Origin of the sequence: Amycolatopsis methanolica 239, from assembly GCF_000739085.1 — a bacterium.
GTDB lineage: Bacteria > Actinomycetota > Actinomycetes > Mycobacteriales > Pseudonocardiaceae > Amycolatopsis_E > Amycolatopsis_E methanolica.
Map to the genome: position 1 here is coordinate 1878761 of NZ_CP009110.1, position 23511 is coordinate 1902271.

Annotated in this window: 20 protein-coding genes and 1 pseudogene; 14 read left to right on the forward strand and 7 right to left on the reverse strand. The window is 69.1% G+C overall.

The genetic code is table 11. The annotated features are described in order from the left end of the window. Positions 1 to 8: 8 nt before the first annotated feature. The 3 genes from AMETH_RS09140 to AMETH_RS09150 are packed head-to-tail and all read right to left on the reverse strand — an operon-like array spanning position 9 to position 4226. Entirely contained in the window at positions 9 to 1940 is a 1932-nt protein-coding gene (locus tag AMETH_RS09140; protein WP_017987779.1) for a hydantoinase B/oxoprolinase family protein, read from the reverse strand. Between the two features lie 11 nt (positions 1941 to 1951). Next, on the reverse strand, positions 1952 to 3982 hold the full coding sequence (locus tag AMETH_RS09145) for a hydantoinase/oxoprolinase family protein (protein ID WP_017987780.1): 2031 nt from the start codon (positions 3980 to 3982) through the stop codon (positions 1952 to 1954). A 16-nt stretch (positions 3983 to 3998) separates the two neighbouring features. Next, positions 3999 to 4226 (reverse strand): hypothetical protein, encoded by a 228-nt coding sequence (locus AMETH_RS09150; RefSeq protein WP_017987781.1) that lies wholly within the window; start codon positions 4224 to 4226, stop codon positions 3999 to 4001. A 227-nt stretch (positions 4227 to 4453) separates the two neighbouring features. On the opposite strand from AMETH_RS09150, the gene AMETH_RS09155 reads away from it, so the two are divergent. Beyond that, positions 4454 to 5113 (forward strand): TetR/AcrR family transcriptional regulator, encoded by a 660-nt coding sequence (locus AMETH_RS09155; RefSeq protein ID WP_017987782.1) that lies wholly within the window; start codon positions 4454 to 4456, stop codon positions 5111 to 5113. Positions 5114 to 5174: 61 nt separating this feature from the next. Here the strand turns inward: AMETH_RS09155 and AMETH_RS09160 are convergent, their stop codons facing one another. Continuing rightward, positions 5175 to 7145 (reverse strand): alpha-ketoacid dehydrogenase subunit alpha/beta, encoded by a 1971-nt coding sequence (locus AMETH_RS09160; protein WP_017987783.1) that lies wholly within the window; start codon positions 7143 to 7145, stop codon positions 5175 to 5177. A 116-nt stretch (positions 7146 to 7261) separates the two neighbouring features. On the opposite strand from AMETH_RS09160, the gene AMETH_RS09165 reads away from it, so the two are divergent. Genes AMETH_RS09165 through AMETH_RS09175 form a run of 3 tightly spaced genes read left to right on the forward strand, consistent with a single transcriptional unit; the run spans position 7262 to position 10246 of the window. Continuing rightward, positions 7262 to 8314 (forward strand): alcohol dehydrogenase catalytic domain-containing protein, encoded by a 1053-nt coding sequence (locus tag AMETH_RS09165; RefSeq protein ID WP_020486779.1) that lies wholly within the window; start codon positions 7262 to 7264, stop codon positions 8312 to 8314. Position 8315: 1 nt separating this feature from the next. Continuing rightward, entirely contained in the window at positions 8316 to 9485 is a 1170-nt protein-coding gene (locus tag AMETH_RS09170) for an acyl-CoA dehydrogenase family protein (RefSeq protein ID WP_026153948.1), read from the forward strand. Continuing rightward, positions 9482 to 10246 (forward strand): crotonase/enoyl-CoA hydratase family protein, encoded by a 765-nt coding sequence (locus AMETH_RS09175; protein ID WP_017987786.1) that lies wholly within the window; start codon positions 9482 to 9484, stop codon positions 10244 to 10246. The genes AMETH_RS09170 and AMETH_RS09175 overlap by 4 nt, the downstream gene beginning before the upstream one ends. Before the next feature lie 275 nt (positions 10247 to 10521). Here the strand turns inward: AMETH_RS09175 and AMETH_RS09180 are convergent, their stop codons facing one another. Continuing rightward, a complete protein-coding gene (locus AMETH_RS09180) occupies positions 10522 to 10710 on the reverse strand; it encodes a hypothetical protein (protein ID WP_017987787.1) in 189 nt (62 codons plus the stop codon). A 490-nt stretch (positions 10711 to 11200) separates the two neighbouring features. On the opposite strand from AMETH_RS09180, the pseudogene AMETH_RS39780 reads away from it, so the two are divergent. Continuing rightward, positions 11201 to 11449: pseudogene (locus tag AMETH_RS39780) on the forward strand (Hsp20/alpha crystallin family protein); the annotation flags it as partial. 502 nt (positions 11450 to 11951) lie between these two features. Here the strand turns inward: AMETH_RS39780 and AMETH_RS09185 are convergent. Together AMETH_RS09185 and AMETH_RS09190 are read right to left on the reverse strand one after the other, a co-directional pair. Next, complete coding sequence (locus tag AMETH_RS09185) at positions 11952 to 12953, reverse strand: R2-like ligand-binding oxidase (protein ID WP_017987788.1); 1002 nt, start codon at positions 12951 to 12953, stop codon at positions 11952 to 11954. Positions 12954 to 13064: 111 nt separating this feature from the next. Continuing rightward, positions 13065 to 14342 (reverse strand): sensor histidine kinase, encoded by a 1278-nt coding sequence (locus AMETH_RS09190; RefSeq protein ID WP_017987789.1) that lies wholly within the window; start codon positions 14340 to 14342, stop codon positions 13065 to 13067. A 22-nt stretch (positions 14343 to 14364) separates the two neighbouring features. Between AMETH_RS09190 and AMETH_RS09195 the strand changes: the two genes are divergently transcribed. The 9 genes from AMETH_RS09195 to AMETH_RS09235 all read left to right on the forward strand — a co-directional run bounded on the left by AMETH_RS09195 (position 14365) and on the right by AMETH_RS09235 (position 23464). Then, positions 14365 to 15087, forward strand: a complete 723-nt coding sequence (locus AMETH_RS09195) for a response regulator transcription factor (protein ID WP_223843089.1) — start codon at positions 14365 to 14367, stop codon at positions 15085 to 15087. Positions 15088 to 15294: 207 nt separating this feature from the next. Continuing rightward, positions 15295 to 15729 (forward strand): hypothetical protein, encoded by a 435-nt coding sequence (locus AMETH_RS35600; protein WP_017987791.1) that lies wholly within the window; start codon positions 15295 to 15297, stop codon positions 15727 to 15729. Between the two features lie 41 nt (positions 15730 to 15770). Continuing rightward, positions 15771 to 16544 (forward strand): MlaE family ABC transporter permease, encoded by a 774-nt coding sequence (locus AMETH_RS09205; RefSeq protein WP_017987792.1) that lies wholly within the window; start codon positions 15771 to 15773, stop codon positions 16542 to 16544. A gap of 94 nt (positions 16545 to 16638) precedes the next feature. Beyond that, positions 16639 to 17421 carry an ABC transporter permease gene (locus tag AMETH_RS09210; protein WP_017987793.1) on the forward strand — a complete coding sequence of 261 codons (783 nt, stop codon included), beginning with the start codon at positions 16639 to 16641 and terminating at the stop codon, positions 17419 to 17421. 12 nt (positions 17422 to 17433) lie between these two features. Continuing rightward, positions 17434 to 18240, forward strand: coding sequence for an ABC transporter ATP-binding protein (locus tag AMETH_RS09215; RefSeq protein ID WP_017987794.1), 807 nt, complete (start codon positions 17434 to 17436; stop codon positions 18238 to 18240). A 4-nt stretch (positions 18241 to 18244) separates the two neighbouring features. After that, the gene (locus AMETH_RS09220) at positions 18245 to 19474 is read left to right on the forward strand and encodes an MlaD family protein (protein WP_038531995.1); all 1230 of its coding nucleotides are present in this window, start codon (positions 18245 to 18247) and stop codon (positions 19472 to 19474) included. Next, positions 19471 to 20841: an MlaD family protein gene (locus tag AMETH_RS09225; protein WP_038531998.1), complete on the forward strand. Its 1371-nt coding sequence runs from the start codon at positions 19471 to 19473 to the stop codon at positions 20839 to 20841. The genes AMETH_RS09220 and AMETH_RS09225 overlap by 4 nt, the downstream gene beginning before the upstream one ends. Beyond that, positions 20841 to 22127 carry an MlaD family protein gene (locus AMETH_RS09230; RefSeq protein WP_017987797.1) on the forward strand — a complete coding sequence of 429 codons (1287 nt, stop codon included), beginning with the start codon at positions 20841 to 20843 and terminating at the stop codon, positions 22125 to 22127. The genes AMETH_RS09225 and AMETH_RS09230 overlap by 1 nt, the downstream gene beginning before the upstream one ends. Then, positions 22124 to 23464, forward strand: a complete 1341-nt coding sequence (locus AMETH_RS09235) for an MlaD family protein (protein WP_017987798.1) — start codon at positions 22124 to 22126, stop codon at positions 23462 to 23464. The genes AMETH_RS09230 and AMETH_RS09235 overlap by 4 nt, the downstream gene beginning before the upstream one ends. The last annotated feature ends 47 nt before the right edge of the window (positions 23465 to 23511 follow it).

The window sequence follows — 23511 nt, forward strand, 5'->3', positions numbered from 1 at the left end:
GGTCTCCTTCACTGCGCGGCCAGTTCGGCGCGGCGGCGGCGGGTGGCTTCTTCGTCGACGCGCAGCCCCTCCGGATCGGTGCGCGGATCGCCGGTGATGACCACGCCGTAGTCGCGGTAGGCGCCCTCGACTGTCACGTACTCGTCACGCACGTCCCGCTTGACCCGTTCCGGGTCGCGGTCGAGCGGGTTGCCCCAGCCACCACCGCCATTGGTGAGGTAGCGGAACACCGCGTGCGGCTTGGTGTGCCACACGGGGGTGCTGGCGAAGTAGAAGTACTCCCCGTCCGGGTCGACGCACTTGGTCTCCGGGTCGAGCATCCCGGCCACCGGGGTGGCACGTGCGTACACCTCGTCGGACGTCCCGAGCAGTTCCCTGGTGCGCACGACGTCGCGGTCCTCGGCGTGGAACAGCCACGTCGCACCGAGCGCGCCGCTCTTGCCGCCGTACACCCCGAGACCGCTGGGGCTCTTGGTGTGCAGCGGACTGGACCAGTGCTCGGCCGCGGTCAGGTACAGGGTGTCCTTGAGGACCGCGGCGCCGCCGCGGTTGGTGCCCGCACCGGAGCTGTCCGGGACGTACTCCTTGCGCAGCACCACCGCGGGCAGCTCGGACTCGATCGCCTCGGTCGCCGGATCGAGGTTGTTGGCCTGGTAGACCACGGAGTAGCTGTCCGCGTCGCCGGCCTCGGTGGCGCCCCACGGGCCGTGCTCGCCACCGCACTGCGCGGTGGTCACCCACGGCGTCCCGTCCTCGAGCACACCGTTGGCGTTGTGGATGTTGAGCGAGCCGTAGTCACCGCCGACGGCCTTGCGGCCCAGTGCCTTCTCCAGCGCGCGGAACACCGCCAGCAGGACCGGTCCGGTGCTCTCCCAGTACAGGAACACCGCGCCGTCCGGTGGGGTGGCGCTGATGAACGTCCCGGCGGGCAGCACGATGTCGATGTCCCGGTAGGCACCGGAGGTGAACGGTGTCGCCGGGTCGATCAGGAATTTCAGTGCGACACCGACGGCGGTCTTGGTGTCCAGGATTCCCGCGTTGATGCTGGTGCGCGCCTGCGGCGAGGTCCCGCTGAAGTCCAGCTCCATGCGGGGGCCGACTTTGGTGATCCTGACCTTGATCCGGTATTCGACCGAGTCGTCGATGCCGTCGCAGTCGATGCCCTCCTCTGCCTCGTACACGCCGTCGGGCAGCTCGGCCAGCGCGGTGCTCATCGCCTCGGCGGAGACGTCGGTGCTGTACCGGATAGCCCCGAGGTAGGCCTCGACCCCGTAGCGTGCGACGCTTTCCTGGATCAGCTGCTCGCCCAGCAACAGGTTCGCGTAGATGGTCTTGATGTCGGGCAGCAGCAGCGCGCAGTAGCGAGCGTTGTCGAAGATCAGGTTGAACGCGGACTTGACCGGCTTGTCGTCGCGGTAGAGCAGGGTCGGTGCGATGACCAGGCCGTTCTCGTAGACGTTGCGCTTGGTGCCGCTGAACCCGGCGGGCACGACGCCGCCCATGTCCAGCTGGTGGGCGCGCAGCGTGACGAAGGAAATGATGCGGCCGTCCGCGAACACCGGCCGGATGAAGCAGATGTCGTTGACGTGGTTGCCCGCGCGGTACGGGTCGTTGCAGATCACCACGTCGCCGGGACGCAGGTTCTCCGGCCCGTACTCTTCGATGGTGTTGCGGACCGCCTCGGACATGGTGCCGAGGAACATCGCGAGACTGTTGCTGACCGACGACATCGGGTAGTTCTGCTCCGGTGGTCCGGAGATGGTGGCCGCGAAGTCGTACCAGTCGCGCAGGATCAGCGAGAACGCGTTGTTGAGCAGCCCGGTGCACATGTGCTGCACGATGTAGCGCATCCGGCTGGACAGCACCGTCGCGGTGAACCGGTCGGCGCCGTACCGCTCGGCGAACTGCGCATCGTCGAGGTCCTTGAGTGAAACGGTCACGGGTTTCTCCTTCACGCCTTGCGAATGCGCAGCTCACCGTGGGAGCCGACGTGGGCGGTCTGGCCGGGTACGAGGAACGTGGTGGACAGCGGTTCCCTGATCACGGCGGGGCCGGGGATCTGGTCGCCGGCCCGCAGATCGGCCCGCTGGTACTCGTGTGCGGGGAGGTCTTCGTCGGTGAGGTAGCGGATGGTCAGGGTCCGGGTCGGCTCGGGGCGCTCGCCCGCGGGCCGCTCCGGCAGCACCGGGTACTCGACCTTGTCGGCGTTCACCACGGCCTGCACCCGGTACGTCACGCCCTGCACCGGCAGCGCCTCGAACTTGTTGCCGCTGCGTTCGGCGTAGGCCTCGTGGAAGTTGGCCACCATCTGCTCGACGCCCTCGGCGGTGATCTCGCCGTTGGGCACCGCGATGAACGGCGTCTCCCAGGTCTGGCCGGCCAGCCGTCCGTCGAAGCTGCGGACGAAGGTGACCTTGCCGCGGTCGGCGTCCTTCAACCGCTCCGAGAGCCGCTGTTCCATGGAGCGGTAGACCTTGTCGATCGACTCGGCGGCCTCCGCGGTGAGCAGGGTGTAGGCGCTGCGGCTGTCGGCGTAGACCAGGTCGGTGCTGACGAGGCCCAACGCGGAGAACAGGCCGGGGTGCGGCGGCACGATGACCTCGGCCGCGTGCACCAGGTCGAGCACCGCGGGAAGCAGCATCGGACCCGCGGCACCGTAGGCGACCAGGCTGTAGTCGCGGGGATCGACGCCGTGCTGGATCGCGATGTTGGTGACGCCTTCGGCGATGTTGTTGATCCCGATGTTGAACGCGTAGGACACGCGCTGTTCGAACGACAGCTTGGTGTCCAGTGCCTCGAAGGCCTGCCGGGACAGCTCCGGGTCGAGTTTCATCCGGCCGCCCGCGAAACCGTCCGGGTCGATGATCCCCATGAGCAGACAGGTGTCGGTGGTCGCGGGTTGCGTGCCGCCGATGCCGTAGCACGCGGGTCCGGGATCGGCGCCCGCGCTGCCCGGCCCGACCTTCAGCTCGCCCGCCGCGTTGATCGTGACAAGGCTGCCGCCGCCGGCGCCGATGCTGGAGATCTCGTTGGACAACGCGTTGACGATGAGGTCGTGTTCCAGCTCGAACGTGGTGTTCACGAACGGCGCGCCGTCGGTGACCATGCTGATGTCGCACGAGGTGCCGCCCACGTCCGCGCACAGCAGGTTCCGGGCGCCGATCAGGCTGCCGAAGTGTGCACTGGAGACGGTGCCCGCGGCCGGGCCGGCGAACACGATCCGGAACGGGTGCTCCATCGCGACGTCGGAGCGAACCAGCTGGGCGGCGCAGTCGGCGAAGTTGAGATCGCCGGTGAACTTCAACTCGCGCAGTCCGGCGTCGAGGCGACGGGTGTATTCGCCGTAGATCAGCCGCATGAACACGTCGACGACGGTCGTGGAGGCGCGGGCGAACTCCTTGGCCAGCGGGGAGACCTCGCTGGAGATCGACACCGGGATGTCGCCCAGTTCCTCCTGCACCAGCTGGCGCAGGCGCTCCTCGTGGTGGTCGTTGACATAGGCGTTGATCAGGCAGATCGCCACGCCCTCGACGCCGCAGCGGCGCAGCACCGCGAGTTCGGCGCGGGTCTGGTCCTCGTCGAGCGGGATCAGCACACCACCGTCGGCGGTGAGCCGCTCGCGGATACCGCGGCGAAGATAACGGGGCACCAGCGGGCGGTTGGCGTCGCCGTAGGATCGGCGCCACGCCGGGTTCATCAAGCCCTCGACGGGTCGCCAGGTGCGCCCGATGTCGAGGATGTCGCGGTGGCCCTCGGTGGTGAGGAACGCGATCTTGGGCAGCCGGCGAGTGATCACGGCGTTGAGCCCGTGGGTGCTGGCGTGGTTGAAGACTTCGGCCGCCTCGACGCCGATCTCCTCGGCTCCCTTGAGCACGCCCCGCTCGGTGGTGCGCACGTCCGTGGCGACTTTGACGGTCTTGATCTTGCCGTCCTCGATGGCCACGACGTCCGTGAACGTCCCGCCGACATCGACTCCGATCATGGTGGCTTCTCCCTTCTCAGTTGACGTCGAGGCCGTCGGAGGCCAGAGCGATCGGGCCGAGCAGCGGGCCCGGCTCGCGGGCCACCGACTCGAGCGTCTTCTGGTGTTTCACGACGGTGAACCAGCCGCCCTCGGACAGCACCGGGTAGCGCCGGAAGTCGGCGGCGGTGCTGCCGGGGAAGTCGCGGGCGAGCTCGACGCCCAACGCGCGCAGGTCCTCTTCGGAAACGTCCTCCCGCGGCACGGAAAGGCCTTGCGGAGCAGGGGACTTCTCATCACTCACGGGCCATCACTCCAGTGTGCTGCCGGTGGATTTGTTTCGTGTACCAGTCGGTCTACGAAACGGTGACGGGAAGCACTCTAAGGCGCGGGTCGGAACCTGACAAGCCCGGACCGGGTGAGCTTCCGCGATCGGTGTGGACGGTGGGTGAGCGAGCACGACGTGGTGCGAGCGGAATAGGCTCTGGTGTCATGCCAAGACCACCAGGGCACGGGCCGGGTTACGAGATCAAGCGACAGGAGATCATCGACCAGGCGGCGCGGCTGTTCGCCAAGCAGGGTTACGCGGCCACCGGGATCGCCGAGATCGGGCAGGTCGCCGGCCTTGCGAAGGGTGCGCTCTACTACTACATCGGGTCCAAGGAGAACCTTCTCGTCGAGATCCAGAACCGCGTCCTGAACCCGTTGCTGGCGGCCGCCCGGCGGATCGCGGCCCTGGACGAGGATCCGGTCCTGCGTCTGCGACTGCTGTCCCAGACCCTGCTGGAGCTCATCCTGGCTCGGCTCGACCACATCTGGGTCTACGAACACGACTACCGGCACCTGCGCGGTGCGAACCGAACGCGGCTGCTCCACCAGCGGCAGGAGTTCGAGAAGATCGTGCGGGACCTGCTCGTGGAGGCGATGGAGACGGGCGCGTTCCGCAAGATGGACGCGCGCCTGGCGATGCTGCAGTTCCTCAACATGCACAACCACACCTACCAGTGGGCCAAGCCCGGCGGTAAGTGGGATGCGGAGTTCCTGTCCCGGGAGTACTGCGCCACGCTGATCTCCGGCTTCCGCAGCCCGTCCTACGACGCCGGAGACCTCGAGGAGCGGGTGCGGCGGTTCCGGGAGCACGAGCAGGGATGAGGCCGTTCCCGCTGCCGCGTCCGTGTGGGACGGACACGCGTCCATCCCACACGGCGCTTCGCTAGCCGAGCACGGATTTCCGCACGGCGGCGGCGATCCGCTCCTGGTCCGGGAGCCACTCGCGCTCCAGTGAGGGTGCGTAGGGCGCGGGGGTGTGGGCGGCGCCGACCCGCAGGACGGGCGCGTCGAGCGTCCAGAACCCGTGCTCGGCCGCGACGGCGGCCAGTTCCGCTCCGACGCCGAAGGCTTCCACGGCCTGGTGCGCCACCACGAGCCTGCCGGTCTTGGCCAGTGACCGCAGCACCGTCTCGGTGTCCAGTGGAGCGATCGTGCGCAGGTCGATCACCTCGACGCTGATCCCGTCCTGGGCGAGTTGCTCGGCCACCGCGGTGCACTCGTGCACCAGTTTCGAGTACGACACCAGCGTCACGTCGGTGCCCTCGCGCCGGATGGCTGCCTTGCCCAGCGGCACCAGGTGGCCGGGTCGCGGCCGCGGGCCCTTGCGCCCGTACAACAGCCGGTTCTCCACGAACACCACCGGGTTCGGATCGCGGATGGCAGCCCGGAGCAGGCCGTAGGTGTCCGCCGGGGTCGACGGCATCACCACGGTGAGCCCGGGGATGTGCGCGAGCAGCGCCTCCAGGCTCTGGGAGTGCTGGCTGCCCGAGGACTTGCCCGCGCCGAACTGGGTGCGCACCACCAGCGGCATGCTCACCGCGCCGCCGGTCATGAACCGCAGCTTCGCGGCCTGGTTCATCAGCTGGTCCAGGCACACGCCGAGGAAATCGAAGTACATCAGCTCCACGACCGGGCGCAGGCCGGCCATGGCCGATCCGACACCCGCGCCGATGATGGCGCTCTCCGAGATGGGGGTGTCGCGCACTCGCCCCGGGTAGGCCTCTGCGAGTCCGCGGGTGAGCCCGAAGACGTTGCCGCCCGCGCCCACGTCGATCCCGGCCAGGAACACGTCCTCATCGGCGGCCAGCTCGTGCTCGAGCGCCTCCCGGACGGCGTCCATGGTGCGAAAGACCTCGCCGTCCGGTTCGGGCGGCTCCGGAACCGGCTCCCTGGGCACGCCTACGAAGTGGTGGAGGGTCTCCGGTTCCGGCTCGTCCGCGGCCTGCGCCTGCTCGACCGCGGCGTCGATGACCGCGTCGACCTCGCGGTCGATCTCGGCGACCCGGTCCGGGGCGAGCCGGGCCGCGAGCACCGTCAACGGGTCGCGCATCTTCCATTCCGTGAGCTCGGCTGGTTCCCGATAGCGTTCCGGGTCACCCTCGTAGTGCCCGTGCCAGCGGTAGGTCTCGGCCTCCACCAGCACCGGTCCCCCGCCTGCCCGCAGGTCGCGCACCAGGCCGCTCACCGTGTCGGCCACCGCGACCACGTCGTTCCCGTCGACGTGCGCGAAGTCGATCCCGTACCCGCGGGCCCGGTCGGCCAGCGTCGCGCGGTGCTGGTCCTTCGCCGCGGAGAACTCGGCGTAGTGGTTGTTCTCGCAGAAGAAGATGATCGGGAGCTGCCACACGGCGGCGAGGTTGACCGCCTCGTGGAACATGCCCTGTGCCACCGCGCCGTCCCCGAAGAACGCGACGACCACGCCGCCGCGGGAGCGCAGCTGCGCCGCGGTCGCCGCTCCGGTGGCGATGGGCAGTCCGGCCGCCACGATGCCGTTGGCGCCGAAAATGCCCTTGCGCGGATCGGCGATGTGCATCGAACCGCCGCGGCCCCGGCACGTCCCGGTGCTGCGGCCCATCAGTTCCGCGAACATGCCGGTGACATCGAGCCCCTTGGCGATGCAGTGGCCGTGGCCGCGGTGTGTGGAGGTGACCACGTCGCGGTCGTCGAGCGGCCAGCAGGCCCCCACGGCTGTGGCCTCCTGGCCGATCGACAGGTGCAGGAACCCGGGGATCTGGTTGACGCGGTAGAGCCGGGAGGCGCGGTCCTCGAACTGGCGGATCAGCCGCATCCGCCGGTACATCTCGGTCTGTGCCGCGACGTCGGCGCCGACGTCGCTCGCCTGGGTGGAAGTCATCTCGATCTCGCCCTTGTCGTGCTGGGGTTTCGGCCCGCCCCCTTGACATCTGGCGGGGAACCACGATTCTTGTACCGATTGTTCGAAAAAACAACTCTGACGCGAAGGTGGGTCGGATGCGAGCGTTGCGGTGGCACGGCCGGGGTGATCTGCGACTGGACGAGGTGCCCGAGCCGCCCGAGCCCGGCCCAGGCGAGGCGCTGGTGGCGGTCTCCTACGCGGGCATCTGCGGTACCGACCTGCACGAGCACTCCCACGGTCCAAACCTGATCAGGGAAAAGCCCCACCCGCTGACCGGGTTCAGCCCGCCGGTGACCCTCGGGCACGAGTTCAGCGGCCGGGTCGTCGCACTCGGCTCCCCGGTTCCGGGTGTCGAACCCGGCACCCGGGTTGCCGTCGACCCCTGCCTGCGCTGCGGCAGCTGCCGCTGGTGCCGCCACGGCGAGTACCACATCTGCGCCAAGGGTGGTTCCGTCGGCCTCGCCTCGCCGGGCGCGTTCGCCCCGCTGGTCACGGTGCCCACCTACGGGCTCGTCCCGGTGCCGGACGGGGTGTCCGACGAGCTCGCCGCGCTGGCCGAGCCGCTCGCCGTGGGACTGCACGCCGTGCGCCGGGCCGGCGTGCGCCCGGGTGACAACGTTCTGCTACTCGGTGCCGGGCCGATCGGCGTCGCGGTGCTGATGGCGCTCGAACTCGCCGGTGCGGCGGGAATCTACGTCAGCGAGCCGGTCCCTGACCGGGCCAAACGGGCGGCTGAACTCGGCGCGACCGAGGTCTACGACCCCGCCGTCACCGACGTACGGCGCGAGGTGTTCCTGCGCACCGGGCGAATCGGACCGGACGTCGTCGTCGAGGCCACTGGACGGCCCGAGCTCGTCGAGCTCGCCGTGTCCGCGGTGCGGCGCGGCGGCCGGGTGGTGCTCGCCGGAATCAGTGGTGGCGCGGCGTCGCTGCCGCTGAAGCAGATCGTGCCGTTCGAGCGGACCGTGCTCGGCACGCTCGGCTACAACTTCGACATCCCCCGGGTGCTCGACCTGGTCGCCGCGGCCCGGTTCGACCCCTCGCCGCTTCTGACCGGTGTGTACCCGCTTTCCCGGGGACTCGACGCGTTCCACGACCTCGCCTCCGGTTCCCACCTGAAGATCCTGCTCGACCCCGAGGAGCACTGAGATGGATTTTGATCTGCCCGCGGAAACCATTGCGCTGCAGCGGATGTGCCGCGATTTCGCCGCGAAGGAGATCGCGCCGTACGCAGCCGAGTGGTCCGAACGGTGCCACTTCCCGGCGCAGGTGTTCCGCAAGCTGGGCGAGCTGGGGCTGATGGGCATGCTCGTCGACGAGTCCTATGGCGGGGCGGACGCGGGGTTGGTGTCCTATGTGGCCGCAATGGAAGCGCTGGGCGAGGCGGACCAGTCGGTGGCATCGGCGTGGAACGCGCATTCCACGATCGCCACCCTGCCGCTGGCGCGTTTCGGGACCGAGGAACAGAAGAAGCGCTGGCTCGTCCCGCTCGCCACGGGCGAGAAGCTCGGTGCGTTCGGGTTGACCGAGCCCACCGCGGGTTCGGACGCCGCGGGTATCCGCACCACGGCTCGGCGCACCGAGGACGGCTGGGTGCTCAACGGCACCAAGATGTTCATCAGCAATGCCGGCACCGAGATGAGCCTCGGCGTGACCGTGCTGGCCGTCACCGGCACCGACGACAACGGCAAGAAGCGGTACGGGACTTTCTTCGTACCGGACGGCACCGCCGGTTACGACAAGGGGCAGCCGCTGCGCAAGCTCGGATGGCACGCACTGGACACCCGCGAGCTCGTGTTCACCGACTGCTGGGTCCCGGAGGACCACCTGCTGGGGGAGGAGGGCAACGGGCTCCGGCAGTTCCTCGAGGTGCTGGACGCGGGACGGATCAGCGTCGCCGCGTTGTCACTGTCGCTCGCGCAGACCGCACTCGACCTCGCCGTCCGCCACGCGGGTGAGCGCGAGCAGTTCGGCCGTCCGCTCAACAGGTTCCAGGCCGTTGGGCACAAGCTCGCCGACATGGCAACGGAGGTCGAAGCCGCGCGCTGGCTGGTCTACCGCGCCGCGTGGCTGGGGGACCAAGGCCGCCCGTTCGCCAAAGCCGCGGCCATGGCGAAGCTGTACGCGTCCGAAGTGGCCAATCGCGCGGCCAGCGCGAGCGTGCAGATCCACGGCGGGTACGGGTTCATCCGCGAGTCCGCGATCTCGCGCTTCTACGCCGACGCGAAGATCCTGGAGATCGGCGAGGGCACCAGCGAGGTGCAGCGCAACGTCATCGCCCGATCCCTCGTCCCGACCGGTAAGGAGATGCCGCGATGAGCGATGAGGTGCTGGTCGAGGAACAGGACCGGGTCCTGGTCATCACGATCAACCGCCCACGGGCCCGCAACGCCGTGAACGCGGCGGTCGCCACCGCCGTCAACGCGGCACTCGAACGACTGACCGAGCGCGATGACCTGCTCGCCGGTGTGCTGACCGGTGCCGGGGACACGTTCTGCGCGGGGATGGATCTCAAGGCCTTCCTGCGGGGGGAGACCGTCTCGCTGCCCGGGCTGGGACTGGCGGGGCTGACCGAGCGACGTCTGACGAAGCCGATGATCGCCGCGGTCGAAGGCTACGCGCTCGCCGGCGGGTGCGAGCTTGCGCTGGCCTGTGACCTGATCGTCGCGGCGGACAACGCCCAGTTCGGCATACCCGAGGTCAAACGCGGCCTCGTCGCCGCGGCGGGCGGGCTGCTGCGGCTGCCCACGCGCATGCCCTACCAGCTGGCCATGGAATACGCGCTCACCGGCGACCCGTTCGACGCGACCGTGGCGCACCGCCACGGCATGGTCAACCGGTTGACACAGCCGGGCCGGGCACTGACCGAGGCGATGGCGCTCGCGCGCCGCATCACCGCCAATGCACCGCTGGCAGTGCGGGTGTCCAAGGCGGTCGTCAGCCGGGCACCCGGGTGGAGCGAGGAGGTGGCCTTCGAGCGCCAGCGGGAGCTGGTGCAGCCGGTCTTCGTCTCCGAGGACGCCCGGGAAGGTGCACGGGCGTTCGCGGAAAAGCGGGATCCGGTGTGGCGGGGTAAATGAGACCTCCGCGGGCACAGGCAGAGCGAATCGCCGGCGCCTCGTCCCGCTGCTCGAATGCGCCGGCCAATTTCGTGAGAGCGCCGGGAAAGAGCGCCATGTGGGGTAGCGGGAAGCCGGCCGTTTCGTGAGCTCTGCCCGCATCGGGTGGCGGACGCGGCCGGCTTGCTGCTTGTGATCACCATTGGTGGTTTCGGTCCAGCACGGATCGAACGTCCCGCGCGCTGCGGCCGCGGAGGCGGGGTTGCGCACCACCCGCCACCGGCGGTCGTCCCGGATCATCCCGGCGAGCAGCCGTAGCCGGCCGCGCCCGCCAAGGCCAGGTGCTGATCGGCGCCGCGGTCGCGGATGTGCCGCTTTTCGTCGAGTGGCAACGACTGCGTCTCCTGCTCGACGTGCCAGGTCGTCCCGTCGTCGAGATCGTGGGCCAGGCGGGCGGGTAGCCCGTCATCGGTCAGGAGGCCCACCGAGAGGGCCTCCGGCTCGCGCTGGCGTCATGCGAGGGCCTCTCCTCGATCTCAGGGGGTGAGGCCGCCAGGTTTCCCGATGTGTCTCCATGAAAACTGCCGGCAGGGCGCCTGGTTCCGGTGAGCGATCCGGTGGCGTCAGTCCTGTGGTGAGCGCTTTTCGGTCGCGGAGTGGGCGCGCTGTGCGCCTACTCGGGTTTCGTCGGTGGCTGCTCCGGTGTCGGACGGTTGCAGCCGCGAATAGCGGCGCTCGGCGGCCTGCTCGCTGGCTACCCCGAACGCTGGGGCCAGTGCCGCTCAGCTGGTGCCGTTCGAGCGGGGCGCGCTGATCAGTTCCGGTCCCCGCGCGCTGCGCTCATTGCGCAGTGTGCGCAGTGCGGCGAGCAGTTGCTCGCACTCCGCGCACCGCCGGCTGCGGCGACGACCACGGCGCGAATGACGCCGGGGGGCGTGATCGGATCATCGTCCATACTGTCGTCCTACTGACGCCGACGCGTGCCGTGAGTTCGACCGGCTCTGACCCAGCAGTGGTCCGGTAGCGCGCCGGGGACCTGGTCGAGGCCCGCGATGCCCATGGACGCCTGCCGCGCCGGCACAGGGGTCGTGGTCTGTTTCGACCTGCGCGGCGTGGCGCCCGCTGCCCGCCGGCGACGACGTCCGGATGCAGGTCTCCGACCATCCGCGCGGCGGGTTCTCCCGCCAGCTGTTCCTCGGCGACAACCTGGACATCGACAACATCCGGACGTCACGCGGTCAGCACAAGCGTTCACTGGATCCTCGCAGAGGCGCGTTCGATCCCAGACCGACAACCGAGCAGGGCCCAAGATCGGATCCAGCAGCTGGAACGGGCCCGCGCCCGAACCTTCACGGCTGCGCGCCACCGGCCGCGTACTCGCCTGCGTCGAACGCATCCTCGGAACCGAGGTCGCACGCTGCTCCGCCCGCCGCTCGCGGGCGGGCAGCACCCTGTCGTGCCGCACTGCGGGTCGACAGTGGGGCGGCATCCTCCACAGGGACGTACCGAAGCCGACGCGGACCGGGGGACGCTGTCGAGCCGCTTGTCGGCATCGAGCGGACCAGCGCGCGGTTCCCGCGGCGAAGATCTTGCTACGGGGAGACTTCCGCGAGTGCGGGTGTCCATCCGCGCCTTGAACTGTCGTTTTCCTTGCCGTGCGCAAGCAGCTCGGCTTTCCGGACGGGCCTGGGACCGGCCGGTACGACCGGCGGGGCCTTGGCGCTGCTCACAGCTGATGCCTGATCGGGACGACGGTCCGGCGGATATCCCTGCCGACTGGGTCTGCTGTATACGCCGCGATCTCGTGTTCGAGGCGCATCGGCGCGTGGTCGCGGTCGACCTCCTCGACCCGGCGACCGCGCGCCCGCGCGATCGAGCCGAGGCGGCGGCCGACCTCGTACAACGCGGAGCCGACGAGTTCCTGCGTGCTGATCTCGAACGGCGCTCCCGGTCCGAACGGCGCCAGCATCTCGCCTAGCACGTCGGTGGCGAGCGGCAATAGTTCCTGCGTGCGTTCAGTGACGATCGCCCAGTTCGTGTCGTCGGCCGCGACGTGCCGCCGGCAGGTGAACGTTCCCCAGGCGACGTGACGGCGTTCATCGGTCGCGATGTGCCCGATGATCCGTTGCAGGCCGGTGAAGATCCCACGGTTCCGGCAGATCCGTGCCCATGCGGTGTAGCAGGTCAGCACGAAGAAGCCTTCGACGAGGTGATTGTGGGCCACCGAGGCGCGGATCTGGGCGGCGGGCGAGTGGTCGTCGGCGAGTGTGTACAGCGTCCACGAGAGCTCCTCGAGGAGGATCCGGCGGTGGCGGTCTCGACTCGCGATGAACCGGGGCAGGTCGTCACCCATCCCGAGCGCGCCGAACCACGCACGTAGCGCCTGCGCGTGCTTGGCCTCCTCGAACACGAGCTGTGTCAGGTAGGCGTCGTCGTGCGGCCTGCCCTCGGTGGCTATCGCCGCTACCAGCGGCTGCAGGTCCTGCAGCACCGACTCGCCGGCGGCCATGAGGCTGGCGATGAGTACGCAGGTCAGGCGTCGTTCCTCGGGGGTCAGTGCCGCGAAGTCGGCCTCGTCCTGAGTGAGGTCGACGTCGTCGGGGTTCCAGAAGTTCGCGTTGCCGTCGCGGAACAGTTTCCGCGGGACAGTATCGGGCCGGCGCCCCGTATCGGTGACTCCGCCGAGCTCGTGGTGGTGGCCGGGCTCGATATCGCGGGTGACGGACATGACCACTCCAGGTGTTCGGGAACCGGCGCCGCAAGGATCACCCGGCCGGTCCGGTGCCGGAATGGTCCGCGCGGGCCACGGCTGGCCCGCGCGGGCCAACTTCCGGATCACTCAGTCCACCGGGACCTCGACCTCGGCGACCAGGCCACCGCCCGGCCGGTTCCGGAACCCGACACGGCCGCCGAGTGCCTGCACGATCTGCTCGACGATCCAGAGGCCGAGCCCGGCCGTGCCGCGATTCGACCCGGCCGCGGTGAACTTGCCGGTCAGTTTCGCGAGGCTGCTCGCGTCCACACCGGAGCCGTGATCGAGGACCCGCAGCAGGAGCCTGCCGGCGGTGACTTCGGCCTCGACGTCGACGGGCTTGCCTTCGCCGTGACGGGCGGCGTTCTCGAGCAGGTTCGTGAGCACACGGCGGAACCGCTGAGGGTCCGTGGTGACCGTCAGCGCATCGTCGAAGTGCAAGCGCAGCCGTGGTGGCTGGATTCCGGCCGCGTCTGCGGAGGCGAGGACCAAGGACCGCAGCTCCACCGGCCGGGACCGGCCGGTGCCGAACGCCGGGCGGCGGCTCGCCGCGACGTCACCCAGTGCATCGAGCATGTCGGAGAGGTGGTTCGCGTGCTCGGCGATCAGCCGGCTGCCCGTTGCGCGGTCGGCCAGAGCGAGCGTGGCGTCCGTGGCGAGCCCCCGGGCCAGCGCGCGCAGCGAGATCACCGGGGTGCGGAATTCGTGCAGCAGGACAGCGAGGCCGTCCTGCTGGGACTGGTACGACTCGAGGAGCCGCCGCCGTAGGTCGCGTTCCTCCTCGGCCGCGGTGTGCTCGGCCATTGCCTCGACCCGGGCCGCGAACCCGGCTTCGCGTTCGCGTTCGACCAGCCGGGACAGGCTCGCGCCGAGGAGGCCGGTGAGCAGGAGGTAGCCCGCCCACCAGAGGCCCTGGAGCCAGCGCTCCTGCCCCGGTGTGAATCCCGGGTCGACCAGCAGCGCCACGGCCAGATAGGCGACGCCGAGTCCGAGGGCGAGTGCCACGGTCGGACCGAGCGGCAAGCGGATGGCCGCGGCGGTGACGACGAGCAACAGGATCGCTACTCCGGGGCTGGTCGCCGCGCCGGTCACGGCGACCGTGAGCAGAGTGAAGGTCGAGTCGAGCACCGTGAGCAGCCAGGCCGCCGGCCAGGTGTGGAGCTCCCAGCGCGGATTCGCCGCGACGACGACCGCGTACCCGGACGCGATGGAAAGGGTCACGACGGCCCAGGGAAGGTGCCGCCGGACGTCGTCGCCACCGAAGAGGAGCAGCAGGGCCATCGACAGCGCGACCGCGAGCCGCACGGTGACCATTACCCGGGCGACCGGCAGCGCGCCCGGTACGGGTTGCCCGTCGGCCGCCATGCCGCCCTCCTTAGGACTCGCTGTGATCGCCGCGGTCGGCTCGGTGGCGGAACGTAGCTGCCATACTAGGCCGGTGACTGATCGCCGTCTGGTGGTCGTGGACGTGGACGATCACGACCTGTTCGCCAGAGGGTTGGCGTTGCTGCTGACGACCAACGCCGGTGATCGTTTCGAGGTGGGTGGAACCACCACTCACGTCGAGGAGGCGCCCGCGCTTGTCGAGTCCTGCGCGGCCGATCTTGCCCTCGTCGATCTGGCGATGCCGCCCCTCGGCGGAGCGGCCGCGATCCGCCAGATCAAGCGGCGCCACCCGGCCACCCGTGTGCTCGCGCTGTCCGGGTCGGACGATCTGGAACTTGCCGAGCAGGCTCTGCGCGCCGGAGCGGACGGCTATCTCACCAAGTCGGCCGACCCGGAGGTCCTCGTCGCGCCGTTGCTGACGGTTGCCGCCGGTTTCCGCGTCCTCGAAGGCGAGCTGCTCGACGTGTTGCTGACCACGGCCCGCAAACCGCCGGAAGCACTGCTGGACGCGCTCGATTCCCAGGATCTGCGGCTGTGGGCGCTGCTCGCCCGCGGCTTGGAGACCCAGGACATCGCCAACCGGATGCTGGTCTCCGAGCGCACGGCCAAGCGCATGGTCGCCTCGTTGCTGAACAGGATCGGCGCGGCCAATCGGGTCGAGGCCGCCGGGCTGGCCGGCGCCTACGGTCTGCTCGACCAGAGCCCCGGAGAATGTCCACAGTAGAGGTTCGTCCTGGCGCGGTGACGTCGCGCCGACAACGTTGACAGTGCCCCGTGGTCCGCGGGTCGTTGCTACCCCAACGAGGCACCCTTTTGCCACCAGGTGGTGATGCGCGCCCGGTTCCGTGCGCCGCATCATTACCGACCATCACAGTCCCGCGACGCGGCCCGGCCGGAATGACGGTCATGCCCGGAGAAGGAGTTGGCTGGAATGGTGAGCCGATCGCGAGTCGGGCCGGATGCCCGGGCCGGCACCCGGCTGACGGTGTCCCAGGGAATCGACACCAAGGCGTTCGGTCGAGGTGTCTGGCGCGGTTTCGTGATTTTGGTGATCGGCGCCCTCCTGCAGCCGATTGCTGCGGCTGTCGCACCCCTGGCCGGTGCGAGTTTCCTGCTGATCACCGCAGCCGTAGCGTTTGCTTTCGCCGGCTTTCGCACGGGCGACACGAACCACCCGATCTTTCAGGGTGCCGTGACCGCGGTCGGTAGTTACGGTCTCGTGCTGCCACTGGTTTTCATTGTCTCGCTGTCGGTCGAACCGCCGCAGGTGGTGGCTACGACTGTGATCGCCGTCGCCGCCGGTGGGCTGGCCGGCCTCACCGGCCACGTCGTTCGCGCTCGCGGTAAGCGAGGCGGAAAGATATGACAGCAACAAAACCCGCTCCCGCCCGACGGTTCAGCGCCAGTGTGCAGCGGCCACTGGTCGAAGCCGGCGAGATCGTCCAGCTGCTCACACGCGTGCTCTGGCTCGCGGTCCGCCACCCATTCGGCTACTGGGGCGAAGTCCGCGACCTCATGTTCGAGACGTTGCGCCGGTGCTGGCTGCCGGTCATTATTTCCACGACCGCGCTCGGTTTCGCCGGCCCGGGAATGCAGGGCGGCAGCCTCTACAGTGTTCTCGGCATTCCCGACCGCCTCGGATCCTTCCTGTTGATGGCGAGTGTCCGCGAATTCGCGCCGTGGATCGATGCGATGATCGTCGCTGGGGTGATGGGCACGGCCATCGCCGCCGACCTCGGCGCGCGGCGGATCCGCGAGGAGATCGACGCTATGGAGGTCCTCGGGGTCGACCCCGTCCGGACACTCGTGCTTCCCCGAATCGTCGCGGTCACCCTGATGACCGGCTTGCTCGAGGTGTTCGCGTTGGTATGTGGCGTGATCGGCGGATACATTGCGGCCGTGCCGATCTTCGGCGCCACCGGTGCGGCCTTCATCGGGAACTTCTGGTCCAACGCGACCACCACGGACATGTGGGGCAGCATCGTGAAGACCCTCGCGTTCGGATTGATCCTGTCGGTCGTCTGCTGTTACAAGGGGTTGAACGCCCAGGGCGGTCCGATCGGCGTCGGCCGCGCCGTCAACCAGGCGGTGGTCATCTCGTTTGCCTCGATCTGGATCTTCAACTACGTCTACACGTCCGCGCTCCTCGGACTGAACCCCGACATGCAGGTCTTCAAGTGAGGGATGAGGAATGAGCGGAACCGTTCGGCGCGAGCCCGGGGCAACACCGCCGGGCCGGACGAAGACACCTGACGTCGTCATCACGTTCGGCGGGATGGCGGGGAAGCTGCGCGACGCCGTGGCGGTCGGCGGTGACATCATGAAGTTCGCCGGCCGCACGGTGCGCAGCCTGCCGGATCTGCGGCACCACGTCACGGAAGTGTTCGCCCAGGCTGGAATCCTGATCCTGTCGAGCGGCATCATCGTCTGGCTGATGCAGTTCGTCGTCGGCACGATGTGTGCGACTGAGGCCAGCTACACCCTGAAGCAGGTCGGCGCCCCGATCTATTCCGCGGTGTTCAACGACGTCTGCGGTCTTCGTGAGATGTCGGTTTACATGTGGGCGTACATCTTCGCGGCGAAGGTGGGTTGCGGGCTGGTCGCGGAAATCGGCTCGATGCGCATCGCCGAAGAGATCGACGCGCTGGAAGTCCTGGGCATCAAGTCGCGCAGCTACCTCGTCGGGACCCGGATCGCGGCCGCCTGGATCTGCATGCCTTTCCTGTACATCGTCGGGCTCGGCCTGATGTTCATCTCGATGCACCTGGTCACGGTCTACCAACTGGGCACCGTGTCCAGTGGTGGGTATTCCTTCGTCTTCTGGTTGTTCCAGAACCCGTACGACCTGATGGCCGCGATGTCGAAGATGATCGCGATGGGCACGATCATCATCTTCGTCGGTTGTTACTACGGATACAACGCCGCCGGCGGTCCGGTAGGGGTCGGGAGTAACACGGCGAAATCGATGATGCTCAACATGGTGCTCATCCACGTCGTCGGGTTGCTCGGCACGTGGTTCTTCTGGGGCTCCTACCCGAACATGCCGATCGGTAACTGACAAGGAGAACTCATGGTCACCGGGGTGAACGGGACGGCTGTCGACAAGATCGGCTCACCTGATCGGGTGCACACGATGGAGGTGCGCGACGTCCACAAGTCCTTCGGCACCTTCGACGTACTGAAGGGGCTCAACCTGGAATTCGCCGACAACGCGATCACCACCATTCTGGGCCCGTCCGGTACTGGGAAGAGCGTGCTCATCAAGCATCTCGTCGGCTTGCTCGAGCCGGACCAGGGCGAGGTGATGATCTTCGGTCGTGACATCTGGAAGATCGACCAGCGAGAACGCTATGAACTGCGCAAGCGCTTCGGTGTCCTGTTCCAGGACGGGGCGCTGTTCGGATCGATGAACATCTTCGACAACACGGCGTTCCCGCTGCGCAAGCACACCGACATGGACGAGGACGAGATCGAGGCGATCGTCAACCAGCGGCTCAAGGAGGTCGGCCTGGAGCGTTCGTCCTACAAATACCCCAACGAGGTGTCTGGCGGGATGCGCAAACGGGCCGGCTTCGCACGGGCCCTGGTGATGAACCCCGACATCGTCCTGTTCGACGAGCCCGACTCGGGCCTCGACCCGGTCCGCACCAGCTTGCTCAACGACCTGATCCTCGACATGCACCAGGAGTACCGCGGGACCTACCTGCTGGTGACCCACGACATCCGCACCGCGCGCAAAGTCAGCGACTATGTCGGGGTCATCTGGAAGGGCCAGGTTGTCCACTACGGACCGACCGAGGAGGCCTTCAACTCCCCGGACCCGTTCGTCCGCCAGTTCCTCTCCGGAGATTCCGCCGGACCGCTGGGAATGGACTGAAGCAATGCGCAGAATTCCTCTCTTCGTGCTGGGGGTGGCCGCGGTGGCCGCCGCCGCAGTGCTGATCGCCCCAGGCGACGACGAGTACCCGGCGAACGTGGTGTTGCCGTCGGCTACCGGCTTGATCCCCGGTAGCAAGGTCCTCGTGAACGGGTTCGATGCCGGGCAAGTCGACGAGGTTTCCATCAAGGACGGACGAGCGCAGGTCACCATGAGACTGACCAATGACTTCGCGCCGCTGCACGCCGGCGCGTCGGCGCGCATCGTGTGGAAAGCCGTGCTCGGTGAGCGGCAGCTCGACGTCCGGGACGGCCCTGAGACGAACCCGGTCATCCCGGCGGGTGGCACCCTGGACGGCAAGGCGTCCGATCCCGTCGAGATGGACAAGGTGCTGGCTGCGCTCGACCCGGCCACCCGCACCCACCTGAGCTCACTGGTGCAGGGACTTGACCACACCGTGGTGGGCAACGAGACGGACCTCCGGCAGACCCTGCGGCAAGCCGGCCCGGCGATGGAAGCTCTCGGCGGGGTGCTGCGTGCCGTCGGCTCGGACGGGCCGGCGATCAGGGAACTGGTCGGACAGCTCAACAGCATGGTCACCACGCTGGTGAACCGTGATCAGCAGGTGCGCGCCATCGTTTCCGGGCTGTCCGGCGCGACGGAAGCGGTCGTACAGCAGCGAGATCAGCTGCGCGCGGCGCTGGCGAAGCTGCCGGGCACCCTCGGGACCGCGGACCGGATGCTGGCCGATGTCCCCGGCACGGTAGACAAAGCGGTGCCGTTGCTGGAGGACCTCCGCCCGGCGACCGACCGCTTGCCCGCCGTGGCCCGCACCCTGCGCCCGGTGCTCGCGGACCTCCGCCCGACCGTGGCGCAACTGCGGCCGACCCTGGGAGCGCTGGGCACGTTGCTGCAGTTCACGCCAGGACTGCTCGACAGCGCCCACGGCGCCCTGCCTGGCACCGAGTCGGCGGTGACGTCGCTGACGCCTGCGTTGAGCTTCTTGCGGCCCTACACGCCCGAAGTGGTCGGCTGGTTGTCGAACTGGGGCTCTTCGGCGGCCAACTACGACAGCAACGGCCACTACATGCGCGTCAACATCCCGGCTGGGATTTCGAGTTTCGACAACAATCCGGGAGTCATGCCGCCCGGGATGGTCAGCGACCCGTTCCCGGCACCCGGCGCGATCGCCGGGCAGCCGTGGACCGACGCGTTCGGGAGTGGAGTCCGATGAGGACACGGCGCAGGATCCAGGCCGTGCTGGCCACGGCCGCGGTCGCGGCGGCCGTGGGCGGCGCCGCGGTCACCAACACCGGCTCCGGCGAGCAGCCGGACAAGCTGACGATCGTCGCGGAGTTCACTGACGCGAGCCCGCTGGTCGTCGGCAACGACGTGAAGGTCAACGGCGTCACCGTCGGCGAGGTGGCCGGCATGAGCGTCCACGAGGCCAAGGCGATGGTCACCCTCGCGGTCGACGGCTCGGCCCTGCCGCTGCACAAGGATGCCCGCGCCACTGTGCGGCCGGTCAGCCTGCTGGGGGAGCGCTACGTCGACCTCGACCGTGGCAGCGCCTCCGCCCCGGTGCTGAAGGAGGGCGACGTGCTTCCGGCCGGTCAGACCGGACAGGCGACCGACCTCGACCAGGTGCTCAACACGATCGACGACCCGACCGGTCAGTCGCTCGCCGCGCTGGTCACGATGCTCGGCCAGGGTATGCAGGGCAACGGCGCCAACGCCCAGGCCTCGATCAAGGTACTCGCGTCGTCCATGCAGGACACCGACGGGCTGGTGAAGCTGCTCGGTCAGCAGAACCAGCTGCTCATCGACCTCGTCGACCACGTGCAGCCGGTCGCGAACGCACTGGCCGCCGACAACGGGAAGACCCTGGGCGATTTGGTCGACTCCTCACGACAGGTGCTCGGTGTCACGGCCGAGAACCAGCAGGGCCTCGACGCCTCGCTCGCCGAACTGCCGGGAACGCTGGCCGCCGCACGCGACACTCTCGCCGAACTCACCGGCACGGCCAAGGCGACCACGCCCGTGCTTGCGGGGATACGGCCGACGACCGACAACCTCACCGCGGTCAGCGACGAACTGCGAAGCTTCAGTGAGTCGGCGGACCCGGCGCTGACGAGCGCGAAGCCCGTCCTCCAGCGCGCTGAGACGCTGATGGATGCGGCCCGCCCGGTCGTCGAGGAGCTCCGGAAGGCGGGCCCGGGCGTGCGGGGCACCGTCGCCGGGGCGAACCCGCTCACCGCGGAGCTGACCGGCAACATCGAAAACGTCCTGAACTTCTTCCGGTTCTGGGCGATGTCGACCAACGGCTGGGACGGGCTTTCACACTACTTCCGCGGTCAGGCGATCATCCACCCGGAGGAGATCACCGGGTTGCTGCCGTCCCTGACCGGGACTCCACCGCCGCCCACCCTTCCGGGCGGGGACAAGCCGGCCGCGCCCTCGCCTGTGCCCGGCCTCCCCGGGCCCCTCGGCACGCTGGGTCTGCTCGACACGAAGTCCCTCGTCGCGCCGGACGGCGGCGTGACCGGGCTCAACGAGCGCCAGGAGAGCGGCGTTCTCCAGTTCCTGCTGGGAGGTTCCTGATGGCCAAGCGCCAGTCGCGCAAGTTCCGCTCGATGTCCACGGGCGCCGTGGTGCTGGTGGTGTTCGCTCTCGCGCTGCAGCTCGCGCTCACGGCGGACCAGGGATTGCCAGGGGCGACCTACACCCTCGTCGACGCCGACGTCTCGGACGTGGGCGCGCTCCGCCCCGGTGACGACGTCCGCGTCGCCAGTGTGCGGGTCGGCCGCGTCAAGGACGTCCGGCTGGTCGGCGGGGTCCCGCGAGTGACGCTCCAGCTGGACGGCACGCGGGAGATCTACCGGGACGCGGCCGCAGAGGCCAAGACCGTCACGGTGGCCTCCCGGTCCGCGTTGGGGCAGAAGTACATCGCGCTGAACCCGGGAACACCCGAGGCGGGGCAGCTCGGCCCGTCGGATGTCATCCCGCCCAAGCGGACCGCGGGCTCGCAGGAACTGAGCGACCTGCTGGACGTGCTCGACGCGCCCACCCGGGAGGCACTCGGCTCGACCGTGCGGGAGGTCGGGGGCGGCGCCGGCGGACACGCAGCGGACCTCCGGGACGCGCTCGAGGCCGCGCCACGGATGCTCCCCGACCTCGCGACCGTTTCGAAAGCCCTGTCTGCGAACGACGGTGCGGAACTGACGGCGCTGCTGACCACAGCCGACCGGCTCTCAGCCCGGTTCACCGGGCGCCAGGAACAGCTGGCGGAACTGCTCGGCCGGCTGGACACGACGATGCGGGCGGTCGCGGTGGATGAAGGGAAGCCGCTCGGCGAGGTCCTGCAGCGGGCGCCTGGCACGCTGCAGGCGGCGCGATCCGGTCTGCAATCGCTGCAGGCACCGCTCGAAGACCTGCACGCCGGCATGTCCCAGCTCGCGCCCGGGGCACGGGCTCTGGGTCAGGCGACCCCCGACCTCCGGGGCGTGTTGAGGGAAGCGGTGCCGCCTCTGGGGAAGGTGCCGGGCGTCGGCAGGCAGGCTGAGCCCGCGCTGACCGACTTGACGAAGACCGTCGGTGACGCGCGGCCGCTGGCGCCGCGGCTGACGCAGACGTTCGGCAGCGCCGACCAGTTCCTGCGAGTGCTGGCGCCCTACGCGCCGGAAGTCAGCGGGTGGTTCACGAACTGGGCCGCCGCCCTCTCGCACGGTGACGCCAACGGTCACTTCCTGAGACTGTATCTGCTGTTCAGCGAGGAGTCCGTGCTCGGGCAGGGGGGCCTGCGGGATCCGCTGGTCGCCAGGAACCCCTATCCCGCACCGGGTGAGGCGGCGCAGGACGCCCGGAAAATCCCAGGAGGCAGCCGGTGAAACCGTTCGCACTTCGCTCCCGCATCGGGCACCGGCGGCCGGTGTCCGCGTTCAAGCTCGGCATCGTCGTCCTCGTGGCGACGTTGCTGGCCGGCTACGCGTTGCTCGAGAAGGACCGCGTCGCGACAGCGCTGCGGCCCGGCGACATCATCCGCGTCCAGTTCGCCCAGGACTACCACCTGCAGCCGTTCGTCTCCCAGGTCAAGGTTGCCGGGGTCCCGGTGGGCGTGGTCTCCTCGGTCGACCGCTCCGGCGACGGCTCGGCACTGGTCGAGCTGAAGGTGGACGACGGCGTCACCGGCAAACTCGGTGCCGCACCGAGCGCCGCCCTGCGCCCGACCACCATCCTCGGCGGCAAGTACTACGTGGAACTCGTCCCGGGCGGCGGCCGCACCACTTTCGCCGGCACCATCCCGGTAGAGCGGACCAAGACCCCGGTGGAGCTGCAACAGGTCGCGGACGCCCTGCAGCCGGACGCGGTGAAAGGCATGCGCTCCGCGACGCAGAACGTCGACGAGGCCCTCCGCGCCGGCGGGACGGCGGCGATCGAGAGTCTGCTCGCCGACGCGCCGGACACGCTCGACGCGATGACGCCAGTCCTGCAAGGCTTGCAGGGCGCGGACCCACGCACCGACCTGACCAATGTCGTGCGCGGGTTCGAGTCGACTGCGCGCGTGCTGGCCGAGAAGCCAGGCCAACTCGACTCGATCGTGCAGAACCTGCAGCAGGTCACCTCGACGCTCGACCACCGGCGGGACGACATCGCCGCCGCGATCGCCGCCCTTCCGGGGGCACTGGACAACGCGGACGACGGGCTGGCCCACCTTGGCATCACGCTCGGCAAACTGCGGGACACCGCGGACACCGCGCGTCCGGTCGCGCGCGAGCTCGACGCGTTCCTGGCGCACTCCGATCCGGTACTCGCCAGGACCCGGCCGCTGTTGACGGACGTGCGCGGCCTGCTCACCGACGCGCAGCCGCTGGTCGAGCAGCTCGTTCCCACCGCACACGGCGCCACTCAGGTCTTGGACGACGTCCGCGGGCCGGTGCTGGACCGTGTCAACGGCCCGATCATGAGCATGGTGCTGTCGCCCTTCAAGGGCACCGGAATCTACGCCGGCGGCGGTTCGGACCAGCCGTTCTACAAAGAGGTCGGCTACATGTTCGCGACCATGGACCGCGCTTCCTCCCTCACCGACCCGAACGGCACGGCTGTGGGCCTCCAGCCGGGGCTCGGCGGCGGAAGCATCGCCGGCACCCCGATCAACTTCGAGCAGCTGTTGAACACGCTCGCCCACCTGCAGGGCGCCACGCCGGAGAACAGGAGCGGCCGATGAACTCGCACCCAGGACGGGTCAGGCGGACCTGGCAGCGGATCTCCAGC